At 71.3% G+C, this 14,647-nt stretch carries 13 protein-coding genes; 8 read left to right on the top strand and 5 right to left on the bottom strand.

Annotation, left to right across the window (positions count from 1 at the left end; translation table 11 throughout):
• Positions 1-3: 3 nt before the first annotated feature.
• Positions 4-744 carry a succinate dehydrogenase/fumarate reductase iron-sulfur subunit gene (locus EDD29_RS01670; protein ID WP_123661826.1) on the top strand — a complete coding sequence of 247 codons (741 nt, stop codon included), beginning with the start codon at positions 4-6 and terminating at the stop codon, positions 742-744.
• 175 nt (positions 745-919) lie between these two features.
• Complete coding sequence (locus tag EDD29_RS01665) at positions 920-1,480, top strand: hypothetical protein (RefSeq protein WP_123661825.1); 561 nt, start codon at positions 920-922, stop codon at positions 1,478-1,480.
• Between the two features lie 83 nt (positions 1,481-1,563).
• Here the strand turns inward: EDD29_RS01665 and EDD29_RS01660 are convergent, their stop codons facing one another.
• From EDD29_RS01660 to EDD29_RS01650, 3 genes are read right to left on the bottom strand one after another with little or no spacing between them, the layout of a single operon-like run.
• Positions 1,564-2,334, bottom strand: a complete 771-nt coding sequence (locus EDD29_RS01660) for a succinate dehydrogenase/fumarate reductase iron-sulfur subunit (protein ID WP_123661824.1) — start codon at positions 2,332-2,334, stop codon at positions 1,564-1,566.
• On the bottom strand, positions 2,334-4,217 hold the full coding sequence (locus EDD29_RS01655; protein WP_123661823.1) for a fumarate reductase/succinate dehydrogenase flavoprotein subunit: 1,884 nt from the start codon (positions 4,215-4,217) through the stop codon (positions 2,334-2,336). The genes EDD29_RS01660 and EDD29_RS01655 overlap by 1 nt, the downstream gene beginning before the upstream one ends.
• Before the next feature lie 8 nt (positions 4,218-4,225).
• Positions 4,226-5,056, bottom strand: a complete 831-nt coding sequence (locus tag EDD29_RS01650) for a hypothetical protein (RefSeq protein ID WP_123661822.1) — start codon at positions 5,054-5,056, stop codon at positions 4,226-4,228.
• 263 nt (positions 5,057-5,319) lie between these two features.
• Here EDD29_RS01650 and EDD29_RS01645 point away from each other — a divergent pair, with 263 nt between their 5' ends.
• Positions 5,320-5,835: a DUF4282 domain-containing protein gene (locus EDD29_RS01645; RefSeq protein WP_123661821.1), complete on the top strand. Its 516-nt coding sequence runs from the start codon at positions 5,320-5,322 to the stop codon at positions 5,833-5,835.
• 12 nt (positions 5,836-5,847) lie between these two features.
• Here the strand turns inward: EDD29_RS01645 and EDD29_RS01640 are convergent, their stop codons facing one another.
• Together EDD29_RS01640 and EDD29_RS01635 are read right to left on the bottom strand one after the other, a co-directional pair.
• Entirely contained in the window at positions 5,848-6,141 is a 294-nt protein-coding gene (locus EDD29_RS01640; protein WP_123661820.1) for a hypothetical protein, read from the bottom strand.
• Positions 6,142-6,197: 56 nt separating this feature from the next.
• Complete coding sequence (locus EDD29_RS01635; protein WP_170201250.1) at positions 6,198-7,304, bottom strand: glycosyltransferase family 4 protein; 1,107 nt, start codon at positions 7,302-7,304, stop codon at positions 6,198-6,200.
• A 598-nt stretch (positions 7,305-7,902) separates the two neighbouring features.
• Here EDD29_RS01635 and EDD29_RS01625 point away from each other — a divergent pair.
• From EDD29_RS01625 to EDD29_RS01605, 5 genes are read left to right on the top strand one after another with little or no spacing between them, the layout of a single operon-like run.
• Positions 7,903-9,471: a protein kinase domain-containing protein gene (locus tag EDD29_RS01625; RefSeq protein WP_123661817.1), complete on the top strand. Its 1,569-nt coding sequence runs from the start codon at positions 7,903-7,905 to the stop codon at positions 9,469-9,471.
• Between the two features lie 42 nt (positions 9,472-9,513).
• Positions 9,514-10,623, top strand: coding sequence for a coiled-coil domain-containing protein (locus EDD29_RS01620; protein ID WP_148085838.1), 1,110 nt, complete (start codon positions 9,514-9,516; stop codon positions 10,621-10,623).
• On the top strand, positions 10,613-12,502 hold the full coding sequence (locus tag EDD29_RS01615; protein ID WP_246052454.1) for an AAA family ATPase: 1,890 nt from the start codon (positions 10,613-10,615) through the stop codon (positions 12,500-12,502). The genes EDD29_RS01620 and EDD29_RS01615 overlap by 11 nt, the downstream gene beginning before the upstream one ends.
• Positions 12,499-13,197 carry a 4Fe-4S single cluster domain-containing protein gene (locus EDD29_RS01610; protein WP_246052453.1) on the top strand — a complete coding sequence of 233 codons (699 nt, stop codon included), beginning with the start codon at positions 12,499-12,501 and terminating at the stop codon, positions 13,195-13,197. Before EDD29_RS01615 ends, EDD29_RS01610 begins: the two co-directional genes overlap by 4 nt.
• Positions 13,185-14,618, top strand: a complete 1,434-nt coding sequence (locus tag EDD29_RS01605) for an FHA domain-containing protein (RefSeq protein WP_123661813.1) — start codon at positions 13,185-13,187, stop codon at positions 14,616-14,618. Before EDD29_RS01610 ends, EDD29_RS01605 begins: the two co-directional genes overlap by 13 nt.
• Positions 14,619-14,647 lie beyond the last annotated feature (29 nt).

Raw genomic sequence — 14,647 nt, 5'->3', positions numbered from 1 at the left:
AACATGAAGCTGAAGCTCCGCATCTGGCGTCAGACGAACGCCGCCGACAAGGGCCGGATGGTCACCTACGACGTCGACGGCATCTCCGAGGACGCGTCGTTCCTCGAGATGCTCGACGTGCTCAACGAGCGCCTCACCGTCGAGGGCGAGGAGCCGATCGCGTTCGACCACGACTGTCGTGAGGGCATCTGCGGCATGTGCTCGCTGGTCATCAACGGCCAGCCGCACGGCCCTGAGCGCAACACCACCACCTGCCAGCTGCACATGCGCAAGTTCAAGGACGGCGAGACGATCGACGTCGAGCCGTGGCGGGCCAAGGCGTTCCCGGTCGTCAAGGACCTGGTCGTCGACCGCGGCGCGTTCGACAAGATCATCGAGTCGGGCGGCTACATCTCCGCCCCGACCGGCACCGCGCCCGACGCGCACGCCACCCCGGTGCCCAAGGCCGACGCCGACAAGGCGTTCGTCGCGGCCGAGTGCATCGGCTGCGGCGCCTGCGTCGCGGCGTGCCCGAACGGCTCGGGCTCGCTGTTCCTGTCGGCGAAGATCTCGCACCTCGGCCTGCTCCCGCAGGGCCAGCCCGAGCGCGACAGCCGGGTGCTCAACATGGTCAAGACCCATGACGACCTGGACTTCGGCGGCTGCACCAACACCGGCGAGTGCACGGTGGCCTGCCCGAAGGGCATCCCGCTGGAGTTCATCGGCCGGATGAACCACGACTGGCTGCACGCCTCCGGCAAGTAGCCACGGCGGAACCACCCTGCGGAAGGGCGCTCGACGGAAACGTCGAGCGCCCTTTCGTCATGTTCCGTCACACCTGGACCGTTAGCGGACAGATATTGATCGTTGTCCCATCGCGTCACTAGGCTGAGCGGGCTCTCTCCCTCCCCCCCCGAATTCTCCGCACGAGGAGCCCCCTGTGAAGCTTCGCAAGCCCGCGCTTCTGGCCGCGACGGCGGCGCTCGCCATAACGCCGGCCCTGACGGCCGTCACGCCGGTGCACGCGGCGCCGCAGGTCCCGGTCGTCGCGGTCGCGGCGGCCCCGGACGTCAACGCCATCATCGCCGAGGTGCTCGCGGTCTTCCCCGCGGAGATCTCGGCCATCGCCCAGCAGATCCTGGCGGGCGACTACACGCGTCTCCTCGAACTCGTCCAGCTGGTCTTCGCGCTGCCGCAGGACCAGCTGACCGCGATCTTCGGCCAGCTCACGGAGATCGCCACCCGCGTGATCAACGAGATCCTCGCGGGCGGCACGCCGACCACCGAGCCGACGGCCACCGCGACGCCGGAGGCGACCGAGCCCGCCGCCGCGGACCCGGCGCCCGCCGACGCCGCCCCCGCCGCGCGCGCCGCCGGTCCCACCGCGCAGGACAAGAAGGTCGCCTGGACCCTCGACGCGCTCGTCCAGGACGCCAAGGGCAAGCAGACGCCCAGCAAGCTCGCCAACATCCTCATCACCCTGTCCATCGCGGGCCGCTGACCGCGACCGGCGGCGGCACCCCGCTGCACTGAGAAGGCCCCCGGCGCGTCGCGCGCCGGGGGCCTCTCCGTTTCCGGGGCCGGTCAGGCCTTCGGGGTGTCCTCGCCCTTGCGGACGATGCCGAGCTTGCTGCCCAGCCATACCAGGGGGTCGTACTTCTTGCCCGCGACGCGCTCCTTCATCGGGATGAGCGCGTTGTCGGTGATCTTGATGTGCTCGGGGCAGACCTCGGTGCAGCACTTGGTGATGTTGCACAGGCCGAGCCCGAAGTCGTCCTGGGCGATCTCCCGCCGATCACGGACGTCGGCGGGGTGCATCTCCAGCTCGGCGACCCGCATGAGGAAGCGCGGACCGGCGTAGGACGACTCGTTCTCCTCGTGGTCGCGGATCACGTGGCAGACGTTCTGGCACAGGAAGCACTCGATGCACTTGCGGAACTCCTGCGAGCGCTCCACGTCGATCTGCTGCATCCGGAAGTCGCCCGGCTTGACGTCGCCGCCGTCGAAGGACGGGACCTGCCTGGCCTTCTCGTAGTTGAACGAGACGTCGGTGACGAGGTCGCGGATGACGGGGAACGTCCGGACCGGGGTGACCGTGATGGTCTCGTCCTCGGTGAAGGTCGACATGCGGCACATGCACATCAGCCGCGGCTTGCCGTTGATCTCCGCCGAGCACGAGCCGCACTTGCCCGCCTTGCAGTTCCAGCGGACGGCCAGGTCGGGGGTCTGCGTGGCCTGGAGCCGGTGGATGACGTCGAGGACGACCTCACCCTCGTTGACCTCGACCTCGAAGTCCTCCAGCGCCCCTTGCCCGCTGTCTCCGCGCCAGACGCGGAACTTGGCCAGGTAACCCATTACGGCAGCTCCTCTTCGGTGAGGTACTTCTTCAGTTCGGAGGTCTCGAAGAGTTCCAGCAGGTCGGTGCGCATCGGCACGAGCGGCTGGTGCGTCAGCGCCACCCCGCCGTCCCCGCTCAGGGAGCACACGAGGTTCACCTTGCGCCACTCGGCGGACATGCCGGGGTAGTCCTCGCGGGTGTGGCCGCCGCGCGACTCCTGGCGCTCCAGCGCCGCCTTGGCGACGCACTCGGACACCAGGAGCATGTTGCGCAGGTCCAGCGCCAGGTGCCAGCCCGGGTGGTAGCCGCGCCCGCCGGGACCGGCGTCCTTCACCCCGACGCCCGAGACCCGGTCGCGCAGCTTGACCAGCGACTCCAGCGCCGCCTGCAGCTCGCTCTCGGTGCGGATGATGCCGACCAGCTCGTTCATCGTCGCCTGGAGGTCGGCGTGCACGGCGTAGGGGTTCTCGCCGTCCGGCCGGGCGAACGGCGCGAGCGCCTCGGCCTGGGCGGCCTCCACCTCGGCGTCGGGCACCGCGGGCGGTTCCGCGAGGCCCTCCAGGTAGTCCACCGCGCCGCCGCCCGCGCGCCTGCCGAACACCAGCAGGTCGGTCAGGGAGTTGCCGCCGAGCCGGTTGGAGCCGTGCATGCCGCCCGAGCACTCGCCCGCCGCGAACAGACCGGGCACCGAGGCCGCGCCGGTGTCCGGGTCGACCTCGACCCCGCCCATCACGTAGTGGCAGGTCGGGCCGACCTGCATCGGCTCCTTGGTGATGTCGACGTCCGCCAGCTCCTTGAACTGGTGGTGCATCGACGGGAGCTTCTTGATGATCTGCTCGGCCGGAAGGCGCGAGGACACGTCGAGGAACACGCCGCCCTGGGGGCTGCCCCGTCCCGCCTTCACCTCGGAGTTGATCGCGCGGGCGACCTCGTCGCGCGGCAGCAGCTCGGGTGGACGGCGGTTGTTGTCGGCGTCGGTGTACCAGCGGTCGCCCTCTTCGGGCGTCGTCGCGTACTGGTCCTTGAAGACGTCCGGGACGTAGTTGAACATGAAGCGCTCGCCCTCGGAGTTGGTGAGGACGCCGCCGTCGCCGCGCACCGACTCGGTGACGAGGATGCCCTTCACCGAGGGCGGCCAGACCATGCCCGTCGGGTGGAACTGGATGAACTCCATGTTGAGCAGGGTCGCCCCGGCCAGCAGCGCGAGCGCGTGGCCGTCGCCGGTGTACTCCCAGGAGTTCGACGTCACCTTGAACGCCTTGCCGATGCCGCCGGTCGCCAGCACGATCGCCGGGGCCTCGAACACGACGAACTTGCCGGTCTCCCGGACGTAGGCGAACGCGCCGCAGATCCGGTCGCCGTCCTTCAGCAGCTTCGTCACGGTCGTCTCGGCCCACACCTTGATGCGGGCCTCGTAGTCGCCGAACTCGGCGTGGTCCTCCTGCTGGAGGGAGACGATCTTCTGCTGGGTCGTCCGGATGAGCTCGAGGCCGGTGCGGTCGCCGACGTGCGCGAGCCTCGGGTAGGAGTGGCCGCCGAAGTTGCGCTGGGAGATCTTGCCGTCCTTGGTGCGGTCGAACAGCGCACCCCAGGCCTCGAGCTCCCAGACGCGCTCGGGCGCCTCCTTGGCGTGCAGTTCGGCCATCCGCCAGCTGTTCAGGAACTTGCCGCCGCGCATCGTGTCGCGGAAGTGGACCTGCCAGTTGTCGTTGCTGTTGACGTTGCCCATCGCGGCCGCCGCGCCGCCCTCGGCCATGACGGTGTGCGCCTTGCCGAACAGCGACTTGGAGATGACCGCGACCTTCTTGCCGCGCAGCCGCGCCTCGATCGCCGCGCGCAGGCCCGCGCCGCCCGCTCCGATGACGACGACGTCGTAGGAGTGTCGTTCGAGTTCAGTCATGAGGGCCTTCAGTTGAAGAAGCGGAGGTCGTTGATGGTGTTGCTGGCCACGAGCATCACGTAGAAGTCCGCGACGACGAGGGAGACCAGGGTGATCAGCGCGAACGTGCCGTGGCGCGTGTTGATCTTGGAGACCCAGGTCCAGAGCTTGTACCGGACGGGGTTCTTCGAGAAGTTCTTCATCCGCCCGCCGACGACGTGCCTGCAGGAGTGGCACGACAGCGTGTACAGCCACAGCAGGATCACGTTCGCCCAGAGGATGACGGTGCCGAGCCCGATGCCGAATCCGCCGTCCTTGCCGTGGAAGGCGAGGATCGCGTCGTAGGTGTTGATGAGCGAGATGACACCGGCGGCGAACCAGAAGTAGCGGTGCAGGTTCTGGCCGATCAGCGGGAAGCGGGTCTCGCCGGAGTACTTGGCGTGCGGCTCGGTGACGCCGCAGGCCTGGGGCGACAGCCAGAACGCCCGGTAGTACGCCTTGCGGTAGTAGTAGCAGGTCAGCCGGAACAGCAGCAGGAACGGCAGTGACAGCAGCGCGTAGGGGATGAAGAACGGGACGCTCTCGGGGATGAACGTCCCGAACAGCGCGGCGCTGCCGGTGTGCCCGTCCAACGTGACGCTCCCGCAGGCGTCGTTGAAGCAGGGCGAGTAGAAGGGGGTCAAATAGTGGTATTCAGGGACAAAGAAGGCGCTCCCCCACATCGCCCGAACCGTCGCATAGATGACCCATGCCGTGAAGAACACAAAGGTCAGTACGGGGTACTGTCGCCAGTTGTCGGTGCGGAACGTCCGTTCCTTGATCTGTGCGCGCGTCTTCGCGGGCGCCTCGACCGTCGCCATCGCCGCCTCCTCAGGGGTGCAGGAAGGCGACCCTACGCCTGTGGTTCACAAATGTGACACAGTTAACAACAGGTCGGAGCGATGTGATGCTCATCACATATACTCTCGCGCACTTCGATAGCCATAGGCTATGGACAGCGAAGCACCGGGGCATTGTTTCCGGACATCCCTCACGGCTAATACGAACCCGTACCTAACGACGCGGGCGGATACCCGTTCGCCAGTTCCCTCGCCCGGCGGGCGCGGCGTTTTAAGGTGGAGCGGTGACTACCCCGGAGCAGCCGCGCTTCAACCCCAGCCAGTACGGCTACCGCGCCGACCAGCCGCCCCCCGCCGCCGCGCCGCCGCAGGCCCCCGTCCCGTCGCAGTGGCAGGGCCGGCCGCAGCACACCGGGCCTCAGCCCGCCGTTCCCCCGGGAGAGGCCCCGCCCCAGCAGCACGGCCCCCCGCCGGTCAAGCGCAAGGGGTTCTTCGGCGCGCTCTTGGACACCAGGTTCGACGCCATGGTCACCCCGATGCTCATCCGGGGTTTCTACCTGCTGTCCCTGGCCGTCATCACACTCTTCAGCATCCTGCTGTTCCTGTTCATCTGGGGCCTCGGCGGCAACAACCCCTACGAGGAGACCCCGGCCTGGCCGATCATCACGGCGATCATCGTCACCCCGCTCTTCTGGATCTTCCAGGTGGTCTGCGTCCGACTGGCGCTGGAGTTCGTCATCAACCAGTTCAAGATCACCGAAGAGCTGCAGAAGATCCGGCGGAACACCGGGCAGCGGTGAGGCGGCCCGGCGCTAGGCGCGCCGGGACAGCCGCTTCTTACGGGCCTTGACGCGGCGGCCGGTGCCGCCGCAGGTGACGCAGTCGTGGTCGTAGCTGACCAGCTTGCGGATCTTGATCACGCCGACGCCCCAGCAGTCGGGGCACAGGCCGAGGTCGGCCAGGTGCCCGCCGAACGCGACGCGCCCGCCCAGGAACCCGCACCCGGGTGCCTTGCAGCGGATGAGCTCCAGGGTCGCGTCGTAATTCGGCCGGTGCGGACTGCCGCTCGCACTGTGCCCGTGGTGGCCGGTGCCGTCGTCACTCATAGACCGCGCATCCTATGGGCACCGGGTGCGTTCGGTCGACTTCGTTGCGTTTCTTCTTACCTTCGGGCAAGGGGTTCCTCACCCGGTCGGAGCACCGCTTCGTAGAGCGTCTCGGTCCGCGCCGCGACCTCGTCGGGGCCGGGGCCGAGCTCGGGCAACGGCACGCCCGGCGAGTAGAGCAGGCCGTTGATGGTCTCGGCCAGGGCCGCGGGTTCGCCCGGCGGTACGGTCCAGCGGCCGAACAGTTCGGGGAGCGCCCCGACGGTCGTGGCGACGACCGGCCGGTGGGTGGCGAGCGCGAGGTGCGCGACGCCCGTGCGGACCGCCCTTCGGTAGGGCAGCACGACCGCGTCGGCGACCGCGAACCAGGCGGCGACCTCCGCGGCCGGCACGAACCCGGTGAACGTCACCCGCTCGCCGAGCCGCTCGCGCGCGACGAGGCGGCGCACCCGGCGCAGGTGCCCGCGGTCGCGCAGCTCCGCGACGCGGGCGAGCCCGGCGCGGCGCCGCACCCCGCCGGCGACGACGAGGCGGGCGTCCCCGCCGAGCAGCGAGAAGGCGCGCACGAGGTCCGCGAGCCCCTTGTCGGGGTGGATGAAGCCGAAGGACAGCAGCACCGGGTCCGCGCCGAACGCGTGCTTCTCCCGCAGGGCGTCCGCCGACGTCTCCGGCCGCGCGGGCGGGATGCAGAAGTGCGGCACGACGGCGACCTGGGCGTCCCGGCCGAGGGCGGCGAGCGTGCCCGCGGCGTCGTTCGAGTGCACGACGACGGTGCCGCAGCGCGCGATGACCCGGCGGTAGAGCGCGCGGCCCGCGCCGCGCAGCAGGCCGAGGTCGCGGCCGACGCCGTGCAGGGTCAGCACGACGGGCACGCGCTGGGCGGCGAGCGCGTCGAGCAGCCGCAGCAGGACCCGGACCCGTCCGGCGTAGGCGCCCGCGGTGAAGTGGACGTGGACGAGATCGGGCCGGAAGCCGGTGCGGACGTCCTGTCCGAGCACTCCCACGACCTCGGCGGGCCGCTCGCCCCTGGGCTCGCGCGCCGCGAGCACCGCCGTGCGGTGCCCGAGCCGGGCGACCGCCCGCGCCAGCACCCGCGTGTACTCGGCCACCGCGTCATGCGGCTCGTTCGCCGCCCCGTAAGGGCTCACGTAGAGCACCCTCATGCGCGCCGCCCGCGCTGATGGCGTGCGATGGAGACCACCCCCGGCCGATGCGTTTCCCGATGCCCCGCGCGGTGCACTCCCGCGACGTGCGCCGCGTCGTGACCGCCCCGAGCTGCCCGCTTCCCACCCTAATCCCGCGACCCCCGACCCAGTCGGCATTCCAGACAATCCACTCACTTGTCGCAGGGGATGGAGAGGTCGGAGAGCGCCCTCGGCACCGTCGATTTCCCGCTCCGCCTCCGCGCCTCGATGGAGGCCCCGCAAAGCCTGCTGGAACAGGCTTTGCGGCCCCTCGGCGCGGTCCCGGCGAGGGCGGCCGAAACACACCGGACCGTTTCGGACGCCCTCCGGCCGATGACCGAAATCCACGCCGACTCCACACCCTGCCCGGACCCCCGGGCCGCGCGACGGTGAAATGACCGGGGCAATAGGGAATTCACATTCTCTACTCACTGCATGGCCGGAATACCCGTATTTCCGACCCGTGTTCCTCGGCTTCCGCTCCGGGCCGCCCCAGGAGGCCGCCACGTGGTGCGCGGATGGGGCGGGATGTCCGGCGGGACGGGCTCCGGGACGGTGCCCGCGATAAGGTCGCGGGGTGGACGACCCCCAGTGGACACGACGGGATCCGGGAGTCACGAGCCGGGACGCGCCGGGGCCGGCGGCGGGCGGCGGCGGGCCGCTGGTGCGGTTGCCGGGGGTGCTCGCCGGACGGTTCGAGGTCGAGGACGAGCTGCCCGTACAGGGTGCGGAGTCCGATCTGCTGCTCGTGCGCGAAGGCGCGACGCGCTATGTCGTCAAGATCTACCGGCGCGGCTACCGGGCCGACCCCGCGGTGTGGGAGCAGGTGCCGCGGCTGCGGTCGCCGCACATCGTGCGGGTGCTGGAGACCGGGCACGCCGACGGGCGCGACTACGAGATCATGGAGTACCTCCCGGAGGGCAGCCTGCGGTCTCTCGCCCGTGCCCGGCAGGTCGATCCGACGGCGGTCGTCGGGCAGCTCGCCGAGGGGCTGAAGGTGCTGCACGACGCGGGCATCGTGCACCGGGACCTCAAACCGGAGAACGTGCTCGTGCGCGGCGCCGACCTCGTCATCACCGACTTCGGGCTGAGCCGCGTGCTGGAGCAGAGCGTGGTGTTCGCCTCCTCCTCGCGCACCCTCGCCTACGCCGCGCCCGAGTCGCTGTCCGGCCAGGTCTCCCCCGCCCGCGACTGGTGGTCGCTCGGCATGATCGCGCGCGAGGTCGTCACCGGGAAGGCGCCCTTCGACGGGATGAGCGAGACCGTCGTCGTCGACCATCTGGCCACCCGGCCGATCGACAACGGCGACATCCAGGACCCGCACCTGCGGCTGCTGTGCCGCGGCCTGCTCACCCGCGACCCCCGGCGCCGCTGGGGCCACACCGAGGTGGCCGCCTGGCTGCGCGGCGGGACCCCCGAGGTGCACGACGAGCAGCCGCCACCCGTGCGGCGGCCCGCCGAGACGCCCGCGCCCGTGCCGCCGCAGACCCGGGTCGCCCCGCCGCTGCCCGGACGCCAAGAAGCCGAGGAGGCTTACCGCGCCGAAGGCCGGCTCGCCCTGTGGGAGCAGAAGGAGCGCGCGCGCAAGGCGGGTGCGGGACGGGCAAGGCTGCGCGCCGCCTTGTGGACGCTCCCGATCCTCGCCCTATGGGTGGGCGGGAGCTTCGTGCTCGAGATGCTGTTCGGCGGGGAACCCGACCGCGTCCAGGCCGCCGGCTCGGTGCAGAAGATGCCCGTCCCGCTCGGTCTCCTGGTGACCGCCTCGGTCGCGGCGTGGGCGGTCTCCCTGGTCGTCGAGCTGGTGCTGGCCTCGCAGCAGGGCGGCGACTACCTGGCGGACGGCCCCTGGGCGACCGCCGCCAGGATCTCCCGCCTCACCGGCGGCGGGCTGTCGAAGACGTCGCGGGCGATGTCGGCCACCGCGCAGCGGACCGGCGCGCGCGGCTGCGGCCTCGCCCTTCTCGCCGCGACGATCCCGCTGCTGCTCGCGCTCCTGCTGCTGTCCCTGCTGAGCGCGCTGGCCTGGATGCTCTGGATGCTGGCGCTGACGGCCGGCGCCCTCGCGCACATCGGCAACGGTGGAATCCGCATGCACCGGTGGCGGCAGGCGAACTCGAGCCGCCGCGCGGAAGTCATAGAAGACTGACCGGACGGCCCGTGCGGGGTCCGTCCAGGAAGAGGCTTGTACATGAGCAGTGGCGTGGAGGCCGAGATCGCGCTGGACGCGGCGGTCATCGCGAGCCTCGGCGCGAACCGCCTCCTCGGCGCGGGCGCCGGGGCGGCGGCGCACGGCGCCGCGGCGTTCGCGGCGCTCGCGGAGAAGAAGGCGGGCGCGCGGGCCGAGGCGCTGGCCGACCTCGAGCGGTACGAGCGGGCGCTGCGCGAGGCGGTCGACCGCAACGCGCGGATCCGCGCGCTGCGCGACACGGTGCACGCGGCGGCGCGCGAGCACGCCGGGCAGGTGTCCCTTCCCGTGCCGGAGGAACTCGACCTCACCGGCGTCGCCCATGACGAGGTCGTCACCTGGTGCGCGGCGGTCGACACCGCCCTGGACGAGGCGGAGGCCGCCCTGTCCGCCCGGCTCGCCGAGCTCATGACCGAGCAGGTGAGCGCCGAAGCGGGCGCCGGGGTGAGCGTGCCGCGCGACCGGGCCGCCGACCTGGCGCGCGTCCTCGCGCGGCTGCTGCCCGACGCGGCCGAAGCCGACCGCATCCGGGTGCGGGAGGCCGCCGAGCACGTCGCCGCGGCCGCCTCCGACGGCGAGGCCGAGGCGCTGCTCAGCGAAGTGCGGCTGCGTGTCCAGCAGGCGAACCAGCGGACCCGCGAAGAGCGCGCGCGCCTGCGGCTCTGGGCGGAGGAACAGGAGGCCCTCGCGCAGGCCGAGGCGGAGCGCCGCTACGTCCTGGAGAGCATCACCCGGGCGTTCGAGGACCTCGGCTACCAGGTCGACACCGGCTTCGAGACGCGCGCCGCGGTGGACGGCAACCTCGTCCTCACCCGGGGCGAGTGGCCCGACCAGGCCGTCAGGATGAGGCTGGAGGACGGCACGCTGCGCGCGAAGATGCTGCGCACCCGCCCCCTGGAGAGCGAAGACGACCGCAGGCGCGACGCCGAACGCGAGCGGCAGTGGTGCGACGAGTTCGAGGCGGCCCAGGCGAGACTCGCCGCCGAAGGACTGGGAATGGCCGTGACCTGGCGTCTCGAGCCGGGGGCCGAGGAGCTTCCCGTCACGGAAGAATCGGGGCAGCAGGCCCGACGCAAGCAGCACAAGCCGAAGGAACGCCGTCTTGAGTACTGAGCAGCCGACACTGGGCGGGCGCCTCATGGGCTGGCCGCCGTTCATCCGCGAACTCGACGCCACACTGTCGGTGCACTCGCAGTACGTCCTGTCGGGCAACCTCTACGACAGTTTCCTGTTCCCCAACGGCGGTGGCGAGATAGCCCTGCTGCCCTTGCGGGAACTGCTGTGGGAGGCCCTCCAGCCGAGCGGCATCTCGTGCCTGGTCATCTACGACCCCGTCGACGGCCTCCGGGTCCACCCCGACGACGAGGACGCGGCCGCCGCGGCGACCAAGCTCCTCGGCAAGTGGGACGCCAAGCCGTCGCTCGAAGGGCTCACCAAGCACCTGGCGGCCCTGGCGCGCCCCACCGAGCAGGTGCGCGCGGCGTTCGTCATCGAGGGCGCCTCGCGGATCGCCTCCTCGCCCACCGACCTCCAGCCCGCCGAGCGCGACTTCTTCCGGTTCTGCGAGAAGCTGGCGCGCACCGCGCGGCCGGTGCGGGTGCCCGGCATCCGGCCCAAGCCGTTCTACAACCCGATCATCTGGCTCGCCGAGCGGCCCGGCGACCTCCCACCGTGGCTGGTGACCGGCAACGACGCGATCCGCGAGATCGTGCTGCCGCGCCCGCACCTGGGCGACCGCCAGCAGACCGCCAGGCTTCTGGCCCGCGCCTTCGCCGCCGACCCCTCCGCGGACCACGCCGCGGCCGACGCGTGCGACGCGTTCGCCGAGCAGGCCGACGGGCTCACCCTCCAGTCGATGATCGAGATCACCCGGCTGGCCAAGGAGCAGAACGTCGACCTGTACGGGCTGCCCGACGCGGTGCGCACCTACAAGCTCGGCGTCCTGGACAACCCGTGGTCGCGCGGGCACCTGCGCAAGCGCGTCCTGGACGGCGAGCGACGGGTGCCGGAACGGGTGCTCGGGCAGCCCCAGGCCGTCACCAAGACCCTCGACATCCTCAAGCGGGCGGTCCTCGGCCTCTCCGGCGCGCAGGCCACCAAATCGGGCTCCCGCCCGCGCGGCGTGCTGTTCTTCGCCGGGCCCACCGGCACCGGCAAGACCGAGCTGGCCAAGGCGATCACCTCGCTGGTGTTCGGCGACGACTCGGCCTACCTGCGGTTCGACATGTCCGAGTTCTCCGCCGAGCAGGCCGGCGACCGGCTGATCGGCTCCCCGCCCGGCTACGTCGGGCACGAGGCGGGCGGCGAGCTGACCAACGCCGTCCGGGAGGACCCGTTCCGGGTGATCCTGTTCGACGAGATCGAGAAGGCCCATCCGCGGATCCTCGACAAGTTCCTGCAGATCCTGGAGGACGGGAGGCTCACCGACGGGCGCGGCCACACCGTCCACTTCTCGGAGTCCATCCTCATCTTCACCTCGAACCTGGGGTCGTCCAAGGTGATCCCCGGACTCGGGTACGCCGAGATCGAGCACCGGATCAAGGCGGCGATCTCCGACCACTTCACGTCGGTGCTGAACCGGCCGGAACTGCTGAACCGGCTCGGCGACAACGTCATCGTCTTCAACTTCGTCGCCGCCGAGGCGGCCTCGAAGATCTTCGACCTCCAGCTGGAGAACATCTGCCGCCGCGTCACCGAGGAGCACCGGGTGTCGCTCGCGGTGAAGTCCGAGGTGCTCGGCACCCTGCGCGAGTGGTGCACCGCCGAGCTGGACAAGGGCGGCCGCGGCATCGGCATGGCGCTGGAGGCGCACTTCGTCAACCCGCTCGCCCGCGCGCTGTTCGAACGGGAACTGGCACCGGGCGAGAAAGTCACCGTCACCGGGATCAAACGGGCGGGCAGCATCGTCGAACTCGATGTGACCACAGGACCCGACACGCCCGAGACGGCGGACACGGACAAGACCCTCGACGCGGCGGGCTCGACGGAGTGAACGGCGAGGGGATGGGCGGCGGCGGGGCGGAGATCCGGGACGGCGACGTCCCTATCCGGCTCGCCAAGGTGCACCATCCGGTGACCGCTCTCGGCCCCGGCACCCGCGCGGGGATCTGGTTCCAGGGCTGCACGCTCGCCTGCCCCGGCTGCCTCTCCACCGACACCTGGCCCGCCGACGACGGCAAGGTCGTCCCGGTCTCCGAGGTGCTCGACTGGCTGGGCGGTCTGCCGCCCGTCGACGGCGTCACGATCTCCGGCGGGGAGCCGTTCCAGCAGCCGAGGGCGTTGGCCGCCCTCCTGCGGGGCATCCACGTGTGGCGTGGGTCACGGGAGTTCGACATCCTCCTTTATTCCGGATATGTAAGCTCACGGTTGTCCCGCGACCCGGAGTCGCGGAACATCCTGGACCTGTGCGACGCTGTCGTGGCAGGGCCGTACGTGGAACGGCTCGACGACGGCTCCCCGCTGCGGGGGTCGGCGAACCAGACGCTCGTCCCGATGACGGCCCTAGGCCGGAAGCGGTACGCGCACGAGGGACACGACGGGCGACGCATGCAGGTGTGCGTCGAGGACGGTGCGGAAGGACGGCGGGTGTACTACATCGGCATCCCGCGCCGAGGCGACATGGATCGTCTGAGCGCGGTGCTGGACGGGGCCGGGGTACGAGCCGGGGAGGCGTCATGGAGACTCTGACCTGCGAGGTCTGCCAGACCCCGCACAACCCAGGCGATCTGATCTGCCTGACGTGCGGGAACAACCTCACCCGCGGGCGGCGCCGCCGTCCGCAGCAGCCCGCCGACTCCTACGGGCAGTCTCAGCCGCAGCCGGGCTACGGGCAGCCCCAGGGCGGCGCAGACCCTTACGGCCAGCCCCAGCAGGGCGGCGGCTACGGCCAGCCGCAGCCGCAGGGCGGCCAGGACCCTTACGGCCAGCCCCAGCAAGGGCAGGACCCCTACGCACAGCCGCAGCAGGGCTACGGGCAGCAGCAGCCCCAGCAGGGCGGGTACGGCAACGCGCAGCAGGGCTATGGGCAGCCCCAGGGCGGCCAGGACCCTTACGGCCAGCCCCAGCAAGGGCAGGACCCCTACGCACAGCCGCAGCAGGGCTACGGGCAGCAGCAGCCCCAGCAGGGCGGATACGGGCAGGACCAGTACGGCCAGCCGCAGCAGCAGGGCGGCTACGGCCAGCAGGGCGGCTACGGGCAGCCGCAGGGCGGCCAGGACCCGTACGGCCAGCCCCAGCAAGGGCAGGACCCTTACGGCCAGCCGCAGCAGGGCCAGGACCCCTACGCGGCGCCGCAACAGGGGCAGGACCCTTACGGGCAACCACAGCAGGGCGGCTACGGGCAGCAGCCTCAGCAGGGCGGTTATGGGCAGCCCCCGGCGCAGGATCCCTACGCGGCACCGCAGCAGGGCTACGGGCAGCAGCAGCCCCAGCAGGGCGGCTACGGCAACCAGGACCCTTACGCGCAGCAGCCGCAGCAGGGCTACGGGCAGCCGCAGGGCGGCCAGGACCCTTACGGCCAGCCCCAGCAGGGCGGCTACGGACAGCAGCCCCAGGGGCAGGACCCTTACGGCGCGCCCCAGCCGGGCTACGGACAGCCCCAGGACCCGTACGGCCAGCGGCGCGGCCCGCTGGACCCGCCGCCCGCGAGGGACGGCACGCTGGTCCCGCCGGAGCACCGGCAGCAGGGCGGTCCCGGCGGCGACAGCACCGCGGCGATGTGCCCGCACTGCGAGAGCGTGCTGGTCAACCCGGCCGCGACCCAGTGCAACGTCTGCCTGAAGCCGCTGCGCCCGGGCGGTGGCCCGACGCTGCGGCTGGCGTTCCCGACGGGCGAGCTGAAGGTCACCATGGGCCAGCAGCTCATCCTCGGCCGCGACGCGGGCCAGTCCCCGGCCGCGTCCACCTTCACCCAGTACGACAATGTCTCGCGCAAGCACGCCACGGTCTGGCTCGACCCGTCCGGCGTCGCCAAGGTGCGCGACGAGCGTTCGACCAACGGCACGTTCGTCAACGGCGAGCGGCTTTCCCCGGGCGTCGAGGCGTTCCTCCAGGACGGCGACTCGCTGCGCCTGGCCGCGGACGTCACCGGCACCATCCACCTGGCCTGACGCGCCCGGCGGGCCGGTTCGGTCCGGCC

Origin of the sequence: Actinocorallia herbida, from assembly GCF_003751225.1 — a bacterium.
In the GTDB taxonomy this organism is placed as follows: Bacteria; Actinomycetota; Actinomycetes; order Streptosporangiales; family Streptosporangiaceae; genus Actinocorallia; species Actinocorallia herbida.
The sequence above is the reverse complement of the archived record's forward strand: the minus strand, read 5'-3'. Positions and strand labels throughout refer to the sequence as shown.